Source organism: Kitasatospora sp. NPDC101155 (assembly GCF_044768305.1).
GTDB lineage: Bacteria > Actinomycetota > Actinomycetes > Streptomycetales > Streptomycetaceae > Kitasatospora.
Genome location: NZ_JBIWPN010000003.1, coordinates 353,448 through 369,160, shown reverse-complemented (window position 1 = coordinate 369,160; position 15,713 = coordinate 353,448). Strand labels below are relative to the sequence as shown.

21 protein-coding genes are annotated in these 15,713 nt (G+C 71.8%); 11 read left to right on the top strand and 10 right to left on the bottom strand.

Annotation, left to right across the window (positions count from 1 at the left end):
- Positions 1-37: 37 nt before the first annotated feature.
- From ACIRYZ_RS06400 to ACIRYZ_RS06385, 4 genes are read right to left on the bottom strand one after another with little or no spacing between them, the layout of a single operon-like run.
- Positions 38-478 (bottom strand): hypothetical protein, encoded by a 441-nt coding sequence (locus ACIRYZ_RS06400; protein WP_402940281.1) that lies wholly within the window; start codon positions 476-478, stop codon positions 38-40.
- 54 nt (positions 479-532) lie between these two features.
- Positions 533-709: a hypothetical protein gene (locus tag ACIRYZ_RS06395; protein WP_402940278.1), complete on the bottom strand. Its 177-nt coding sequence runs from the start codon at positions 707-709 to the stop codon at positions 533-535.
- Positions 706-981, bottom strand: coding sequence for a hypothetical protein (locus ACIRYZ_RS06390; RefSeq protein ID WP_402940275.1), 276 nt, complete (start codon positions 979-981; stop codon positions 706-708). The genes ACIRYZ_RS06395 and ACIRYZ_RS06390 overlap by 4 nt, the downstream gene beginning before the upstream one ends.
- Positions 978-1,370 carry an ATP-binding protein gene (locus ACIRYZ_RS06385; protein WP_402940272.1) on the bottom strand — a complete coding sequence of 131 codons (393 nt, stop codon included), beginning with the start codon at positions 1,368-1,370 and terminating at the stop codon, positions 978-980. Before ACIRYZ_RS06385 ends, ACIRYZ_RS06390 begins: the two co-directional genes overlap by 4 nt.
- A gap of 307 nt (positions 1,371-1,677) precedes the next feature.
- Between ACIRYZ_RS06385 and ACIRYZ_RS06380 the strand changes: the two genes are divergently transcribed.
- The 7 genes from ACIRYZ_RS06380 (at position 1,678) to ACIRYZ_RS06350 (ending at position 5,536) form a co-directional block, all read left to right on the top strand.
- Positions 1,678-2,523, top strand: a complete 846-nt coding sequence (locus ACIRYZ_RS06380; RefSeq protein WP_402940269.1) for a helix-turn-helix domain-containing protein — start codon at positions 1,678-1,680, stop codon at positions 2,521-2,523.
- Complete coding sequence (locus ACIRYZ_RS06375; RefSeq protein ID WP_402940266.1) at positions 2,520-2,741, top strand: DUF397 domain-containing protein; 222 nt, start codon at positions 2,520-2,522, stop codon at positions 2,739-2,741. Before ACIRYZ_RS06380 ends, ACIRYZ_RS06375 begins: the two co-directional genes overlap by 4 nt.
- Before the next feature lie 134 nt (positions 2,742-2,875).
- On the top strand, positions 2,876-3,043 hold the full coding sequence (locus ACIRYZ_RS06370; RefSeq protein WP_402940263.1) for a hypothetical protein: 168 nt from the start codon (positions 2,876-2,878) through the stop codon (positions 3,041-3,043).
- The gene (locus ACIRYZ_RS06365) at positions 3,040-3,693 is read left to right on the top strand and encodes a hypothetical protein (protein WP_402940260.1); all 654 of its coding nucleotides are present in this window, start codon (positions 3,040-3,042) and stop codon (positions 3,691-3,693) included. The genes ACIRYZ_RS06370 and ACIRYZ_RS06365 overlap by 4 nt, the downstream gene beginning before the upstream one ends.
- Positions 3,657-4,493 (top strand): hypothetical protein, encoded by an 837-nt coding sequence (locus ACIRYZ_RS06360; RefSeq protein ID WP_402940257.1) that lies wholly within the window; start codon positions 3,657-3,659, stop codon positions 4,491-4,493. Before ACIRYZ_RS06365 ends, ACIRYZ_RS06360 begins: the two co-directional genes overlap by 37 nt.
- Positions 4,490-4,987, top strand: coding sequence for a GNAT family N-acetyltransferase (locus ACIRYZ_RS06355; RefSeq protein ID WP_402940254.1), 498 nt, complete (start codon positions 4,490-4,492; stop codon positions 4,985-4,987). Before ACIRYZ_RS06360 ends, ACIRYZ_RS06355 begins: the two co-directional genes overlap by 4 nt.
- 24 nt (positions 4,988-5,011) lie before the next feature.
- Positions 5,012-5,536 (top strand): DUF6879 family protein, encoded by a 525-nt coding sequence (locus ACIRYZ_RS06350; protein WP_402940251.1) that lies wholly within the window; start codon positions 5,012-5,014, stop codon positions 5,534-5,536.
- A gap of 387 nt (positions 5,537-5,923) precedes the next feature.
- Here ACIRYZ_RS06350 and ACIRYZ_RS06345 read toward each other — a convergent pair whose 3' ends face one another.
- A complete protein-coding gene (locus tag ACIRYZ_RS06345) occupies positions 5,924-6,550 on the bottom strand; it encodes a hypothetical protein (RefSeq protein ID WP_402940248.1) in 627 nt (208 codons plus the stop codon).
- A 241-nt stretch (positions 6,551-6,791) separates the two neighbouring features.
- Here ACIRYZ_RS06345 and ACIRYZ_RS06340 point away from each other — a divergent pair, with 241 nt between their 5' ends.
- Both ACIRYZ_RS06340 and ACIRYZ_RS06335 read left to right on the top strand, forming a co-directional pair.
- Positions 6,792-8,051 carry an alpha/beta hydrolase-fold protein gene (locus ACIRYZ_RS06340; protein WP_402940245.1) on the top strand — a complete coding sequence of 420 codons (1,260 nt, stop codon included), beginning with the start codon at positions 6,792-6,794 and terminating at the stop codon, positions 8,049-8,051.
- A 628-nt stretch (positions 8,052-8,679) separates the two neighbouring features.
- Complete coding sequence (locus ACIRYZ_RS06335; RefSeq protein ID WP_402940243.1) at positions 8,680-9,486, top strand: hypothetical protein; 807 nt, start codon at positions 8,680-8,682, stop codon at positions 9,484-9,486.
- A gap of 101 nt (positions 9,487-9,587) precedes the next feature.
- Here ACIRYZ_RS06335 and ACIRYZ_RS06330 read toward each other — a convergent pair whose 3' ends face one another.
- On the bottom strand, positions 9,588-10,145 hold the full coding sequence (locus tag ACIRYZ_RS06330; RefSeq protein WP_402940240.1) for a hypothetical protein: 558 nt from the start codon (positions 10,143-10,145) through the stop codon (positions 9,588-9,590).
- Positions 10,146-10,483: 338 nt separating this feature from the next.
- Positions 10,484-11,374: a LysR family transcriptional regulator gene (locus tag ACIRYZ_RS06325; protein WP_402940237.1), complete on the bottom strand. Its 891-nt coding sequence runs from the start codon at positions 11,372-11,374 to the stop codon at positions 10,484-10,486.
- A 70-nt stretch (positions 11,375-11,444) separates the two neighbouring features.
- Between ACIRYZ_RS06325 and ACIRYZ_RS06320 the strand changes: the two genes are divergently transcribed.
- Complete coding sequence (locus ACIRYZ_RS06320; RefSeq protein WP_402940234.1) at positions 11,445-12,179, top strand: hypothetical protein; 735 nt, start codon at positions 11,445-11,447, stop codon at positions 12,177-12,179.
- Between the two features lie 163 nt (positions 12,180-12,342).
- On the opposite strand, the gene ACIRYZ_RS06315 is transcribed toward ACIRYZ_RS06320, so the two are convergent.
- On the bottom strand, positions 12,343-12,897 hold the full coding sequence (locus tag ACIRYZ_RS06315; RefSeq protein WP_402940231.1) for a GNAT family N-acetyltransferase: 555 nt from the start codon (positions 12,895-12,897) through the stop codon (positions 12,343-12,345).
- A gap of 169 nt (positions 12,898-13,066) precedes the next feature.
- Here ACIRYZ_RS06315 and ACIRYZ_RS06310 point away from each other — a divergent pair, with 169 nt between their 5' ends.
- Positions 13,067-14,239 carry a sensor histidine kinase gene (locus tag ACIRYZ_RS06310; RefSeq protein WP_402940229.1) on the top strand — a complete coding sequence of 391 codons (1,173 nt, stop codon included), beginning with the start codon at positions 13,067-13,069 and terminating at the stop codon, positions 14,237-14,239.
- Between the two features lie 82 nt (positions 14,240-14,321).
- On the opposite strand, the gene coaE is transcribed toward ACIRYZ_RS06310, so the two are convergent.
- On the bottom strand, positions 14,322-14,921 hold the full coding sequence (gene coaE / locus ACIRYZ_RS06305; protein WP_402940227.1) for a dephospho-CoA kinase: 600 nt from the start codon (positions 14,919-14,921) through the stop codon (positions 14,322-14,324).
- A 102-nt stretch (positions 14,922-15,023) separates the two neighbouring features.
- A complete protein-coding gene (locus tag ACIRYZ_RS06300; RefSeq protein WP_387617974.1) occupies positions 15,024-15,665 on the bottom strand; it encodes an MBL fold metallo-hydrolase in 642 nt (213 codons plus the stop codon).
- Positions 15,666-15,713 lie beyond the last annotated feature (48 nt).

The following is a 15,713-nucleotide window of genomic DNA, read 5'->3' as shown; positions in this document are numbered from 1 at the left end:
GGCCGGTCGACCCGGCGCCGCGTCGGGTCGACCGGCCTCAGGCGACCAGCGGGAACCAGCAGGCGACCGAGGCGGCCGCCGCCGACCACCCGAGAGCGACCGCCACCCGACCGCACTCGGGCCCGCGCGCCCGCTGGAAGGCGGCGATCAGCGCGGCGATCGCCGCGACGGGCATGAACAGATACGCGAGGTACCAGGCCCAGCCGCCCAAGGACAGGGCTGCCAGGAAGCCGAGGATCAGCAACGGCACCCACACCCCGGCGACCGTGAACCCGGCCGCCGCACAGGCGACCCGGAACCGGTCCTGGCGACGGTAGAAGACCGGCACGGCACAGACGGCGGCGGTCAGCAGCCCGACCGCGCACAGGAACAGCTGCAGACCGACCCCGCACGTCACCGCGATGGGCACCAGGGGCACGACGAACACGGCAACCGCCGCACTGGCCGACCACCGCGCGCTCGCGGGCACCACGGTCATACTTCCCCCACTCCTTTGAACGCGTTCAAACCTAGCACGCGGGGGTGGGCGCGATCAGGTGGATCCACCCTCCTCGATCGAGGCGAGCACGCGTCGGCGGACAGCCGCGGAGGCCTCGGGCAACCACAGCGCCAACTCCGCATCCAGGCGCCGCCGTTCGGCACGCATGAGACGGGCGACGCGAGTACGGGAGCAGCGCCGGAACCACCAGTCCCGGGCGCGGTCGATCACTCGGGCTCCCCGGTCGAGTTCGCCCAGCTGATGCGCACCTCGTGCTCGCCGACGGGGAGAACGAGGACGGGGTTCGCGGCGAGATGGCGGATGACGTCACGCTCGGCGCAGGGGCCGCTGAACTGGCGCTCCAGGAGCTGATGCTGCGGTCTCGGCATCGGAAGGAAGCAGATCGACGCCCAGATCGTTTCGAGCGTCGAGGCGTTGAGAATGCGGACGGCCGGCGGCTTGACGCCGGGGATCTCCACGAGGATGTCGTGATCGGCCCTCACGCCGCCACCTCGCCCCAGACGATCTTGCCGACGGGCCGGCGCGGGCAGCAGCCCCAGCGCTTGGTGAGCGAGTCGACGAGCCGGAGGCCGCGCCCGGTCTCGCCGTCGAGACCGGGCGCGAAGATGGCGGGGAGGTGGTCGCCCCGGGCGTCGTGGACCTCGATGCGAAAGCGGGTCGGGTCGACATCCATCGCCAAGTAGATGAGGTGCCCGACCGGCGTGCCGTGCAGGACGGCGTTCGTGACGAGTTCGGTGGCGACCACGAGCCCGGAGTCGAGGAAGCGCTTCCCGTCCGGGACGGACGAGAGGAGAACGGAGGCCCGCTGGCGGGCGATGGCAGGGGAGCGGCGGCTGCGCGGGAGCCAGATGGTCGAGGAGTTTCGAGACATGGCGAAGGAACCTTCCAGGCACATGAGTGGAGAAGGCCGGGCAACCAACAGGGCCACCCGTACACGTCCAGCACGAAGCGCCTCACGGCGGCGCACCACAGCCACATGGCATGCATGTCACACATAGCCAGCGCTTCGTTACTCACAGCATGGAGCATTGCCGCCGCAGATCGCAAGGCAAGTCTCTGAAATATGAAAACTTTCAGATTCGAGGGCAAGGTGCGCCCTCTAGGCTCTTGCCGGCGGTGGCGAACCGTCACCACTCGGATGCACACTGGTCCCTGAACGCTCTGGAGGGGTTACGTAGATGGCAGTCGCAGTGCCAGCCGTGCGGTACCGACGCATCGCCGCCGAGCTGAGGAGGCTTCGCGAGCTGAAGAACCTCTCAGCGGAAGAGGTCGTCGCCCAGGTCGATGGCATCAACCTGGTGAAGCTCAGCCGGTACGAGAACGCCCGCGTCCAGCTGAAGCCCGATGTCGTGCGCGCCCTGCTCGACTTCTACGAGTGCGACGAGGAGCTCAAGGAGGTCCTCGTCGAGATCCTCCGAGACAAGCGGCGCCCTGGCTGGATGGCGGGCTACGAGCAACTGAACCCGCTCTACACGGATCTGATCCGCCTGGAAGAGACTGCCGTAGGCAACAAGTCGTACGAGTCCGCCTACATCCCCGGCCTGCTTCAGACCCGCCAATACGCCCACGCCATCATCTCCAGCGGCGTGATAAACAAGCCCAGCGTCGAAGAACGTGTCGAAGTCCGGATCAACAGGCAATCCGTCCTCACCCGATCCGAGAACCCGCTGAAGCTTTGGGCTGTCATTCACGAAGCCGCCCTGACCATGAACGCCGCCCCAGGCGTGATGGCCGACCAGTTGGACAAGCTGCTGCAGTTCAGCCAGCTCCCCAACATCAGGATTCAGGTCATGCCGGCCATGGCTCCACCTCACCCCGGAATGACCGGGCCGTTCGCACTCCTGGAGTTTCGACAGCGCGATCTCGACCTGGTTCTGCTCAGCGGGATGCTCAGCAGCAACTGGGTTGAGGATCCGGACCAAGTCGATATCTATCGAGCGGCGTTCGACGAAATCATGGCAACCGCCCTGTCCCTCGACGAGTCGCGCAACCTCATCACACAGAAGAGAGACACGCTCAAGTGACCCACTTCCCTGTCGCCTCCGCACTCCCTGTGCAGTGGAAGAAGGCAATCGCCAGCAACCCGAACGACAACTGCGTCGAAGTAGCCGACGGCATCACCGACATCGTCCCGGTCCGCGACAGCAAGGACCCGCACGGCCCGGCCCTCGGCTTCACTCCGGGGGCCTGGCGCTCCTTCATCGCCGGCATCCGCTCCGACGACTTCCCGACCAATCACTGACGCGCTTCCCACCGGGCGGCCCCGCGTGCCACACGGGGCCGCCCGCGTGCATCGGTCAGCGCGCTGTCTCGGGCGCCACTGTGCGCCCTTGATGGCGTGCCACCTACACGCAACCGTGGCGCAAGTATCAGCAAGTGAGGTACTACGGTCCCCTCCCCCAGGTCTGGTTCACCGACGCCGAGGGCACGGTCGACACCGGCGCACTGGCCCGCTACCGCGAGACCGGGCAGGTCTGGGCTGAGTGGGACTGCTCCCCCGCGCCCGGTGACGGTGACGCGGTCCCGGACAAGACCACCGCGTGACCGCGACGCGCATCGGCAGAGCGCCCCGGCCCACAGCCGGGGCGCTCCGCCTCGTCGAAGGCCGCTCCGAGAACCCCATCAGCGTGGAGGCGTCCGCGTACGTCACCGCGATGGCCGAGCACTGCCCGTTCCTGGCTCCGTCCGTGGACCGACGGCTGACCGGTTGGACGGTGTACGAGATCGCCAGCGCCGACCGGGATGAGGTGGAAGCCGAGCTGTTCCACGCCGGAGTCCAGGCGGCTGAGTGGATCAGGCCCCTGAAAGACCGCGCCCACGGTGTCCTCACCTGCGAGAACCTCGTGATCCTCGGCTCGGTGCCAGACGCCGACCACCGGGAGTTGATGCGCCGGCCCTATTGGGCGCTCCGCAATCTGTACGCCCCGGTGGGAGTGCTGTTCGGCAAGTTCTTCGCCGGTCTACGGGAAACCGACAGCATCGGCCGACACATCCCGCCGGCCCCGTTCTCGTTCCTTCCGGTGCGGGCAGCCGTCAGGTCACGCGATCCCCGGTTCCTCGCCAACACCCCCGACATGGCACAGGCCCTTGCCATCGCCGATGACGACGGCCGTGACGTGTTCGAGCACATCCCCTGCGACTGGAAGGCGGTACAGGCATGGGCGACTTCACTCCCTGCCCCGACAAAGCGGTGAAGGCCGCCGAGGCCATCTGCGGTCCGATCGCCCTCGCGGAGATCACCGACCGGCGCGGCTCGGCCGTCTGGAAGGCGACCGGTGCCGTGGCCACGGTCGCGATCAAGGCCGGACACGGCGAGGGCGAGGAGATCACCGCTCGGGAAGGTGCCGTTCTGGACCAACTCCCCGAGTACACCGTCACCGGCGGCCGGTACGCCGAAGGTGTCTGGTACGTCACCCCCTGGCTCGTCGGCCCCTCGACCTGGGGCCTCTTCAAACCGATCCGGAGCGGCGACGGCGAGCACGAGAGAGCCCTCTCCGGAGGCGTCGATCTCTGCCAGGCCATCGCCAGGCTCCATGCGTCCGGGTGGGTACACGGCGATCTCCAACCTGCTCACTGTATCCACACCAACCACGGCGCGCGGCTGCTCGACCTGTCCTGGGCCTGGTCGCCGGACTTCCCCCCGTCTCCGCTCTTCCAGGGCGGCATCACCCACCTGATCGCCCCGGAACTGGCTGCCCTGGTGGAGTCCGGTGTGCGCCCGGTGCGGACGACCGTCGAATCCGACGTCTACGCCCTCGCGGGCACACTCTGGACGTGCATCACGGGCCGGTGGCCGCTCGACTACGACGCCGTCGGAATCGGGCCGGATGTCGGCCCGTCCGCCCGCCGCGCTGCCATCGCCACCGGCGGGATTCCGCTCCGTCGCGACGATCCCTGGCCGGCCTTCCAAGCAGCGCTTCGGCAGGTCCTACGCGCGCCCGCCCGGAGTCGGCCGACAGCCACCGAACTCGCCTCCGTGCTGGAACAGTTGTGAACCTTCGGGAGCTCACGGCGAACGATGCCCACGCGATTCACCGAATCTACAGCGGCGCCTCCGTGCGCCACCTCGGGCGTACCGCGATGGAAGACGCCGAGGCACATCGGTACGTCGAACAGGCCGTCTGCTGGGCCCAGGAGCGTCCAGGCGTTCACCACATCCTCGGCATCGACGTGGAGGGCGACCTCGTCGGCACCGTCAAGCTCAACACCGCCGCGGCCCGGGCCGGACTGAGCTACATCCTGCGCGAGGACACCTGGGGCCACGGGTACGCCACCGCGGCTGTCATCGGTGTGCTCGCCCTCGCGTTCGACGCGCTGCACCTGGATTCCGTCGCCGCCAAGCACCGCACGGCCAACCCCGCCTCCGGCCGGGTGCTGGCCAAGACCGGGTTCACTCGCATCGGCGAAACCGAGGATTTCGCGTACTACCTGGTCACGAACAGGGCATGTCTGACCATGAATCCGTCATCCGCATCCCTGTGCGGGTGATCCCCATCTCGCGAAAGGCGCGCGATGACGCAGAACGTGCCGGACTTCTCCGCCCTGCTGAAGGGAGCCCAGCGGACCGCCGTCCATCTGGAGATGCGTGACGTCTACGGAGTCGCCGGCGAGGCCGCGGACTTCGAGGAGTTCAAGCAATCCGGCCGGGCCGATCTCGACCCCGATTCCGAGTGGTGGGCCGGCTGGATACCGCTCGTGCGGGAGACCGTCGGCCGTGGTGTGGTGATGCGTCGGGCGAGGATCGTCTCCGAGCCGGTGACCGACTACATCCGCTGGGAACACGCTCTCACCCCGGTGAACATCGCCGCCGGCGAGCACGTGCGGTGGCTTCCCCGGCGGCTCGCCTCCGACATTCCGCTGCCCGGCAACGATCTATGGCTGATCGACGACCGACTGGTCCTCTTCCACTGGTTCACCGGCGACGGTGACTGGGCCGGCCACGAGTACACCGAGGATCCGGCCGTGGTGGAGTTGGTCTCCAGCGCGTTCGAGACCGTGTGGGCGCGCGGCGTCCCGCACGACCGGTACACCGTCTGATCGCTCGGGCTCCACGGACGGTTCACGGCCGCCCGTCCCGTTTGGGTGACCAACGAGGCTCCCCGGCCGGCTGGTTGAGACGTGAGACATCTCGCTCAACCGCCCCGCGGCCTCGTTCGTCCTCACCCCATACCGACTACCGGGCCGTCACCCGATCCGCACCCCCTGGAAGAGCTCAGTGATTCGAAGTTCGCGACCAGGTCGGCACTGTCACGGCCCGCCCCGGCCGGGCACTTGTGTCTTGTGACAGATGTTCACCTCATGGACGGTCGGCTTTCTTTTTGCTTGACATGGGTCGCGCCCCTTGAAATGCGGTCGCGCCTGTGTGCTAACGGTCATGCGATGGGCAGCAGTTCGTCGTGGACCCCGCGCATCGCGCGGGGTCGCTCAGCGCACAGTGACCTGGATGCTCTTGGTCACGCTGCCGCACCTGGGGATCGGAGGCGTTGACGCCTTGACGCATGTGCCTCGGTCGACGAACGTCCAGGTCAACGTGGTGCTGCCGGGGGCGAGGGCGACGAAGGTCTGGTCGCCCGATGTGGAGCAGCCGATCGCGTCCGCCGAGCAGGGCTCGGTCACGACATCCGGACCGCGCCGCAGTACGGCACCGTCGCCGGTCGAGGTGAGTTCCCAGGCCCACGCCGTAGGGTTCACCAGCCTTCCACTGACGCCGAACGGCTGTCCGACGGTCAGGGTCACCGTGCTGGGCGGGTACGGGGAGGTGGCCTTCCCCGCCTCCGCGAGGGCGGGAAGGGCGATCTCCGTCTCCGGCCGGCTGGTGGCCGGGTCAGTGGGTGACGCCTTCGGGCCACCGGGGTCACCGGTACAGGCGGTGAGCAGGAGAGCGGCGGGCACGAGTGCCGCCACAGTGGCGAAGCGAATGGACTGGTACCAGGTCTGCGAGGTGTAGACCTGGTTGGCCGACGACAGATCGGTCGCCACCTGACCGAGCATCCCGGCAAGACCGTCCAGTCCGTCGAGATGGACGGTGTACCCCTCCGGCTTGTCCCCCATCAGCCGCTTTCCCCCCGTGCTCCATTGCTCGCCGTGATCGCACGAGCGCGATCGACGAGCATAGACGGCGTGCTCCACGCCGGAACGGCCAGGGGCCGAGCCCTGTACGACTGGGCCGGGGGCGGTTCGTCGAGCAGCCCCGAGGCAGCCCTCGGGCGGCCTCCCAGCCAGCACCCAGCCGGCGCCCAGCGGCCTCCCAGTCTCTAACCCCCCTCTCATCTCCCCCGCCTAGCCTCCGCGCATGAACGTCTCCCTGCTCGACGGCTGGTTCCCCTGGACGGTCCAGGCCGCGGCCCTCGCCCTGTTCCTGACCGCGGTGGGCTGGCGGAACCGGACCTGGCAGCGCAAGTGGGGGCCGATCGCGCTCGGGACGGCGCTGGCGATCACCGCACTCCTCGCCGTCGGCGTGCTCACCCTGGCCGGGATCACCGATCCGATCCCGTTCGGGGTGTGGCTGTGGAGCGGGGTGGCGATCGCCGCGTTCAGCGTGCTGGGCTTCGGCTGGCGCGGCGCGAAGTGGTGGCGGCGGGCCCTGGTGGCGCCGACCGCCGTACTGGCGCTGTTCTGCGCCGCGAACAGCGTGAACATCGCCACCGGCTACTACCCGACGATCGACGACGCGATCGGCGAGCTCAGCGGCCAGCCACTGCCGGACCAGATCACCCTGGCCGATCTCGCCAAGATCCACGGCAAGACCAGGACCGGCCGCATCGTCCAGGTCGACATCCCGGACACCGCGAGCGGCTTCACCCACCGCCAGGAGCTGGTCTACCTCCCGCCCGCCTGGTTCCGCAGCCAGAACCGGCCCAAGCTGCCGGTGCTGGAGATGATCGGCGGCGAGTTCGCGGCGCCCGACAACTGGATCCGCTCCGGCAACGCCGTGAAGACCGCCGACGAGTTCGCCGCCAAGCACAACGGCTTCACCCCGATCCTGGTCTTCGTGGACGCCACCGGCGGCTTCCGGGTGGACACCGAGTGCGTGGACGGCCCGCACGGCAACTCCGAGAGCCACCTGGTCAAGGACATCCCGCCGTTCGTCCAGAAGACCTTCAACGCGGCCACCGACCCGCACAAGTGGGGCGTGGCCGGCTGGTCGATGGGGGGCACCTGCGCCCTCGACCTGGTCGTCGAGCACCCCAACCTCTTCACCCACTTCGGCGACTTCTCCGGCGACAAGGGCCCGTACATCGGGGACAAGGACCACACCATCCAGGAGCTGTACGGCGGCGACGCCGCGGCCTGGGCGGCCCACGACCCGCTGACCGTGCTCGCCCACCACCCCAAGTACCAGGGCGTCTCCGGCTACTTCGGCCAGGGCGACGAGGAGCACGGCCAGATCGAGTCCGCCAAGGCCCTGGAGGCGGCCGCCAAGAAGGACGGCATCCGCACCACCGGCGCCGTCGGCTCCGGCAAGCACTCCTGGCAGACCGGCGCCGCCACCTTCACCCAGGCCCTGCCCTGGCTCGCCCAGCAGCTCGGCGTCCCGGGGACCCACCCGTAGCGCAGGGCCGTCCCCGGCGGCCCCTCCCCCGTAACGGCCGGGTCCGGATTCCGTCCGGATTCCGTCCCGGCCGTACGCGCACCGCGCACCCTCCGCGTACGGCCCGGATACGTATCGTGGATGGGACCGCACCCGCCCGATACCAGGGAAAGCCTTGGTGTCGGGCGCCCTGGCGCACCCGGCGGGCACCACCCCGGACGGGTACGATCCACCGCCGAACCGGGCGCCCGGCACGGAGATCCACCGCACCGGGCGGGGTCCGCCCAGGGGCGGTGGAACCTCGCGGCCCTCCCCCACCACCCATCGCTTCCGCCACGCCCGCACACATGTTCACCACCAGCCCGCTGCAACTGCCGCAGTCCCCCGACCCCCCGGAGAAATCCCGCTTTGCTCCCGGCGCCCCCGTGTCATAGGTTTCGTCCGCCGTCGACGCAGCACCTGCTCTGACCGTCCCTCAGACCAGTGGTGGGCTGTGGAGCCAGGGGGCCGGACGGCAGCACGAAACGGGGGAGGAACAGCCATGCCGAGTGCCCGCAGCCACGGGTCGACCGGTCGGCGAGGACGGACGGTCGACGTACCTCCGCACCAGGCCCCGACCCACGACACCGGACACCCGAGGATTCGTCAGTTGCGCAGCATTCGACTGGTCACCGCCACCGCCGCCGCCCTGCTCTGCGCGGGCACCCTGAGCGCCTGCGGCCCGGACAACAGCGGCCAGGACGGCGGCAAGACCGCCGCCCCCGCGCCGACCGGCGCCACCGCGGCACCCACCGGGGGCGGCACCGCCAAGCCCACCACCGCCGCGAGCAAGCCCGCCGCCGACGGTGCCGACACCATCCCGGCCAAGGCCTGGATGGACACCAAGAGCATCCCGATGGACGAGACCTACCACTACGCCCCGCTGGCGGCCAACGCCAAGCCGGTCAGCGGCGCGGTCGCGTTCAAGGGCATGGAGCTGTGCCACACCGCGGCCGACAAGGACCAGGAGGGGCCGCTCACCGGCGTCGCCGCGAAGGCCTCGGTCGGCTTCGGCGGCGACCGCTGGACCGCCCAGCAGACCCTGCTGGTGCACGGCGACCCGACCCACAGCAGCGGCACCAAGCAGCTGACCAACCTGGCGAAGGGGTACCTGACGGACGCGCTCAAGGCCTGCGCCAAGACCGCGCCCGGCGCGACGGTGAAGGTCGACAGCGCCCAGGACGCGCCCTACTTCGCCGCGGTGCTGACCATCCCGCAGCAGGACGGCTCCACCGCCACCCTGCACGAGTACGTCACCACCGACGGCGGGTGGGTCAGCGAGCTGTCGGTCTGGGCGACCACCAAGGCGGGCGCCCAGCCCAAGGACGCCTGGAAGGGCCCGGAGGACAAGTACGTCGCCACCGGCATGTCGGCGCCGCTGTGCGAGGCCTTCCCGGGCTGCGACGGGCACCAGTAACACCTGCCGCACCGCGGCAGGCACCCACAGACGGCCGCCAGGCCCGTCCGGCACAGGGGACCGGACGGGCCTGGCGGCACACTTTCACGCGCTCAGCGCGCTCACAGCCCCAGGCGGCTGAGCGCCGTGGTCCAGTCACTGGCGATCGCGCTGCGGGCGGCCGCCAGGGTCACTCTGTGGCCGCACACCGCGGTCTTGAGCTTGTTCTCGACCGAGTCCTTGCTCTGCGCCGGCTGGCTGCCGTAGCGCGGCTCGGGCCAGAGGTTGCGCGGGTCGCGCGGCGCGCCGCCGAGCTCCAGCGGAACGAAGTGGTCCTCCTCGTAGTCCGCCGGGTTGGTGTCCGCGTAGCCGTACTGCGCGATCTGCTGCGCCTTCAGCGCGTTGGTGTAGCTGGCCGGCGGGCGCACGGTGGCGGTCCAGCCGGAGACGCAGATGGTCGAGCCGATGGTGGCCTGGGTGACCACCGGGTTGTACGCACCCGGCGTGCAGGACGGATCGGGCAGCGGCAGGTACGCCCGCGAGCAACTCGCGGCGGCCGTGCCGGACTTGACCGGCTTGTGGTTCGCCGGAGCGGCGGCCTGCGCGGTACCGGCGGCGAGCCCGGCGGTGGTGAGGGCGGCCGCCGCGGCGACGACGGTGAGACGCTGACGGAACATCATGTGACGCTCTCCAGGGGCCGGCCCGGCCGATCGCCGGGCGACTGTGCCCATGACAGCACCGTCCGCACGACGGGCGTCAGGCCCGGGATGTGAACGAGTGGTGGCCACCCCTCCACATCCCCCGGCGCTCACCCGCCCGTCAACACCTCCCCCGCACGCGTGCGCAGTGCAGGGCGTTCCGGCCGGTCCGACGGGTCATCACTCCTCCCGGACGCCACCCTCACCGCGCGGCCGGGCGCGGGCCACCACCCGTGGCCGGCCGACCCGGTGGCGCCGGCGGGCACGGTGGCGGGCTTCCTGGCATCGACCGGGCAACGGGCGGCGGCAGTCCGAGCGCCCTACCCGACCAGCAGCCGCGCCAGCAGCGCCGCCGGCCCCTCCGGCAGGCTGCCGTGCACCAGTTCGGTGCGGTGCACCAGCCGCGGCGCGGCGATCGGCGCGCAGGCGATACCGGGCGCCCGCGCCACCACCGCCTCGGGCAGCAGGGTGAGCCCGTGGCCGGTGGCGACCAGGGCGAGCAGCCCGTGCAGGTCGGTGCCCCGGTAGCGGGTGGCGGGCCGGAAGCCGTCCGTCCCGGCGGCCGCGCGCAGCCGGGCCGCGGTCGGGGTGAGGTCGGGGGCGTCGAGCCAGCGCGCGGCCGACAGGTCGGCGAGCGCGACGCCGGCGCGGCCGGCCAGCGGGTGGCCGACCGGCAGGGCGACCGCGACCGGCTGCTCGTCCACCGCGACGGTGGTCAGCGGGCCGACCTCGGGCAGCGGCAGCGGGTCGCTGGGCGCGGCCAGGCCGTCGATCAGCGCGAGGTCGACCTCGCCGGTGGCGACCTGAGCGGGCAGCACGTCCTGGGCGAGCACCCGGACGACGGGCTCGACGCTCGGGTACGCCCGGCGCACCTCGCCGAGCGCGCGCCCCAGCTCCGCCCCGACCGCCAGCGGGGTGGCGCCGAGCACAAGCCGGGCGCCGGGGGCGCCGGCCAGGCGTGCGACGTCGGCGCGCGCCGCCTCCAGCCGGACCAGCAGCGGGGCGGCGTGCTCCAGCAGCCGCCGCCCGGCCTCGGTCGGGCCGACCGGGCGACGGACCAGCAGGGCGGCGCCGAGGTCCGCCTCCAGCGCGGCGATCTGCTGGGAGACCGCGGACTGGGTGTAGCCGAGCTCGCGGGCCGCCTCGGAGAAGGAGGCGAGACGGGCGACGGTGACGAAGGTGCGCAGCTGCTGCGGATCCACGGCGGTCATCAACCGATCTGATCGATACGTAAGAAATCATCGTTGGCGCTGATCTCAGGTTGGGGGTCAGGATAGCCGCATGACCTACCTGACCCCGCGGGTCGCCCTGGTCGGCGACCGCTCCCCCGCCGTCCGCTCGCACGCCCGCATCCCCGGCCTGCTCGACGCCCTCGCCGAACAGGACCAACTCGTCCTGGACGCCTACTGGATCCCCACCGAGGACGCCGGGGCCCCGGGCGCGCTCGACGGCTTCGACGCCGTGTGGCTGCTGCCCGGCAGCCCGTACCGCAACGAGGCCGGCGCCCTGGCCGCCGTGCGCACCGCCCGCGAGCGCGGCATCCCCTTCCTCGGCACCTGCGGCGGGTTCCAGCACGCGGTGCTGGAGTACGCGCGCGACGTCTGCGGCATCACCGACGCCGTCCACGGCGAGGAGCACCCCGACCTCGACCAGCAGGTGATCGTCCCGCTCAGCTGCTCCCTGGTCGGCCACGAGGGCGCCGTCGAGATCACCCCCGGCACCCTGGCCGAGCGCGCCCTGGGCGCCACCCGCACCCAGGAGCGCTACCACTGCGCCTACGGCCTCAACACCGACTACCTGGACCGGCTGCGCGCCCACGGACTGCGTTTCAGCGGCGCGGACGAGTCCGGCCAGGTCCGGGTGCTGGAGCTGCCGGAGCACCCGTTCTTCCTGGCCTCGCTGTTCCAGCCCGAACTGTCCGGCGACGGCACCCGGGCCCACCCGATGATCCGCGCCCTGGCCGCAGCCGCCGTCGCCCACGCGGCGGGTGCCGAGCGGGCGATCGTGGGCGCCTAGCCTGCGCTCGCGAGTGCCGGGGAGACGCTCGCGCGGACAGCTGACGGCCACCCCGAACGCGCCGGTGGCCGACGCCCACGGGGGTGGTGCCGGCCACCGGCGTGCGCCCGCCACCGCGTCGGCGGCGGCTCACCGGCCGAGCGGGCGCCCGCCCGAGCGACGGTCACATGGGCAGCGAGCGCAGCCGCACCGGCCCCTCCGGCCAGCCTGCACCCTCCGCCAGCGGCCGCCACATGGTGCGCAGCGGCATCACCGCGAGCCGCCCCTGCGGCTGTTCGACGGTCACCTCCTCGGCCACCTCGCGGAAACCGAGCCCCCGGTAGAACGCGGCCAGCGGCGGGCGGCAGAACAGCAGCGCGTACCGGAAGCCGAGCGAGCGCCCGTGTTCGAGGGCGGCCCCGACCACGGCCTGGGCGAGGCCGCCCCCGCGCCGGTCGGGGGCGACGCAGACGCCGCCGACGCCGATCGCCTCCAGGTCGACGCCGCCGACGGTCAGCGGCAACGGCAGCAGCCCGGTGTGGGCGACGAGCCGGCCGTCGGCGGCCCTGATGCCGAAGTGGATCTCCTTGGGCAGGAAGGTCAGCCCGGTGTACGCGACGCCGTACGGGTCCTCACCGGGGCCGAGGATCTCCTGCTGCTCGGCGCGGGCGTACTGCTGGAGCGGGACCACGGTCGGCGGCTCGGAAGTAAAACGATCATCCATCACTCCGTGCTCCATTCCCCGCAAACCCCGTTCCACTCCCCTCCCGACCACCTGTTCGATCACATGACCGGACGCCCGACCGGACACCCGCCAGGGCACACCGTCCGGCCCGGTACCCGTCACCAACCGGCCACCCGATCCGATGATCGTCCCGCACCGCCCCGGGTATGGAAGCATTCCCCTCATGCGCCAGCCCTCCGACCAGCCGGCCGTCGACCTCACCGCACCGCTGCCCGGTCCACCGCTGCGCCTGCCCCGCCCGGTCCGGACCTTCGCGCCGACCGCCGTGGTGCTGCTGATCCTCGTCCCGCTCGCCGCGCAGGACCCGGACTTCGGCCCGACCACCTCCCCGCACGTCAACGCGAGCCTGATGGCCTTCGGCGCCCTCGCCCTCGCGTTCCGCCGCCGCTACCCGGCGGCCACCGCGACGGTCACCCTGCTGAGCGGCCAGCTCCCGCTCGCCGTCGCCCTGTACGGGCTGGCCGCGCGGCGCGGCACCAACCCGCTGCTGTACGCCCTGGCGGCGCTCTCCGAGCTGCGGCTGCTGGTGCCCTTCGACCTCGGGGACGTCAGCACCCCGTCCGCGCTCGCCAATCTGGTCGAGGACCCGATGGTCTTCGGCGCCGTCCCGCTCGCTCTCGGGCTCACCGCCCACCAGCGCGCCCGTACGGTGAGCGTGCTCGCCGAGCGGAACCGGCTGCTGACGGAGGCCCGCGAGCACGCCGAGGAGCGCGCCGCGGCCGCCGAACGCGCCCGGCTGGCGCGGGAGATGCACGACGTGGTGTCCAACCGGGTCTCGCTGATCACCCTGCACGCCGGCGCCGGGCAGATCGCGCAGGCCGACGACCCGGCCGCCGTCCGGGAGACCCTCGGCCTGATCCGTGCCCTCGGGCTGCAGGCGCTCACCGAACTGCGCGGCCTGCTCGGGGTGCTGGCCCCGGCCTCCGACCAGGCGCCCTCGCTGGGCGGCCTGCCCACCCTGGTCGAGGAGTCCCGGCGGGCCGGGCTGGCGGTGGGTCTGACACTCACCGGCCCGGACGAGGGGCTGCCCGCGCCCGGACCGGCGGTGCAGTACGCGGCCTACCGGATCGTCCAGGAGGCCCTGACCAACGCCCACAAGCACGCCCCGGCGGCCGAGGTGGCCGTCACGGTCGAGGTCGCCCCGGACGGGCTGCGCCTGACGGTGGTCAACTCCCCCGCCGGGCCGGCCGGTACGGGCCCCGGCCTGCCCTCCGGCGGGCACGGCCTGGACGGCATGCGCACCCGCGCCGACGACCTCGGCGGCACCCTGCACGCCGGGCCGACACCCGAGGGCGGCTTCGCCGTCCGGGCCCGACTGCCGCTCAGCACGGCCTGAGCCCCGGCACCGTCCGAGCCCCGGCACAGCCTGAGCCTCACTGCCGTTGGAGCCCCGGCACGGCCTGAACCCAGGGCGTGTCCTAGGCTGCGGCGCGCTTCGCCAGCTCCGCCCACACCTCGTCGACCCGCGCCGAAAGCGCCTCCAGCGGCCCGCCGTTGTCGATCACGAGGTCGGCGATCGCCAGCCGGCCCTCCCGGGTGGCCTGTGCGGCCATCCGGGCCCGGGCCTCCTGCTCGGCCATCCCGCGCAGCCGCACCAGCCGGTCCAGCCGCACCTCGTCGGCGGCGTCCACCACCACGACCACGTCGAACAACGGCGCCAGCCCGTTCTCGGCCAGCAGCGGCACGTCGTGCACCACCACCGCGTCCGGCGCGGCCGCCGCCTCCAGCTCGGCGGAGCGGGCCCGCACCAGCGGGTGGACGATCGCGTTCAGCGCCTGGAGCCGCTCCGGGTCGCCGAACACGACCGCCCCGAGGGCCGGGCGGTCCAGCGTGCCGTCCTCGCGCAGCACCTGCGGGCCGAACTCGGCGACCACGGCCGCCAGACCGTCCGTCCCGGGGGCGACCACCTCGCGGGCGATCAGGTCGGAGTCCACGATCACCGCGCCACGCGCGGCGAACAGCCGGGACACCTCGCTCTTGCCCGCGCCGATGCCACCCGTCAGTCCGATCTTCAGCATGGCGTCAGGCTACCGGTGGCCGCGCGGGCCCGTCAGTACGGGCCCGGCAGCTCATGCCCGGCAGCTCAAGCCCGCCACCCGCAACCCCTCGACCGGCGTCCCTCAGCCCAGCTCCAGGCTCTCCTTCTCGCCGAGCACGGTCAGCTCCGCGCCGGTGCCCGGCCCGTCCGGCCCGAGCAGCCGGGTGGCCACCATGTGCCCGATCGGGCTGAGCGTCGCCTCGTGGACCGGCACCGCCACGCGCGGGCCCGCCTCCCGGACGTAGTCGACCACCTCGCCGGCCTTGCTCCACGGCGCCGCGAGCGGCAGCAGCAGGGTGTCCACGGCGTGCGGCGGCACGGTGAAGGCATCGCCGGGGTGGAAGAGCCGGCCGTCGAAGAGGAACCCGATGTTCTTCACCCGCGGGACGTCCGGGTGGATCTCCGCGTGCCACTCGCCGTGCACCGAGACGCCGAGCCCGGCGATCTCGAAGGCGTCGCCCTCGCCGACCGCGGTGACCCGCTGCCCGACGCCCTCCAACTGGGCGGCGACGGTGCTGTTGGTCCACACCCGCAGCGCCGGGTGGGCCTCCAGCGCGGCGCGCAGCCGGGACTCCTCGAAGTGGTCCATGTGCTCGTGGGTGATCAGGACGGCGTCCGCCCCGGCCAGTGCGGCGGGGTCGGTGAAGGCCCCCGGGTCGACGACGACGGTGGTGGTGTCGTGCTCGATGCGTACGCAGGCGTGTCCGAACTTGGTGATTCGCATGCCCAAAACCATACAGCATGACTGTACAGTTTTGCTGTGGAAATTCCG